Annotated in this window: 1 pseudogene; it reads right to left on the bottom strand. The window is 71.7% G+C overall.

Features of this window, described 5'->3' with window-relative positions:
* A pseudogene (locus G3I71_RS50720) lies at positions 1-407 on the bottom strand (hypothetical protein); the annotation flags it as partial.

The raw sequence follows: 407 nt of genomic DNA, 5'->3' as shown, positions 1-407 counted from the left end.
GCTGCTCCCTGACGATGCCTCTGCTCGCGGCCCGGCCGCCGGTCCGGAGCCGCTGCTCCACCGGGATGCCGAGGGCTTCCAAGCGGGCCCGGAGGTGGGTCACCTTCCAGCCCTTCCCGTGGCCCTGTTTCTGAAGGTGCTTGAGCACGTCGGAGAGGTACATCGAGGGCCGGTCTCCGAGGGCGTCGTAGAGGAGCCACAGCATGGCGTCGCGCGGCTCGTAGTCGGGCGGCAGCACGCCGAGCGCGTCGTACGCGGACGTGAAGGCGCGCTCGTTGGTCAGCGCCCACGCCCACCACTCGTGCCCGGCCCCGGCGGCCTTGGCGAGGATCTTGTCGTCGATGTCGGTGACGTTGCGGACCAGCGTCACGCGCTGCCCCTGCCGCCGCAGCCACCGCACGAGCACG

Source organism: Streptomyces sp. SID12501 (assembly GCF_010550245.1).
In the GTDB taxonomy this organism is placed as follows: domain Bacteria; phylum Actinomycetota; class Actinomycetes; order Streptomycetales; family Streptomycetaceae; genus Streptomyces.
The sequence above is the reverse complement of the archived record's forward strand: the minus strand, read 5'-3'. Positions and strand labels throughout refer to the sequence as shown.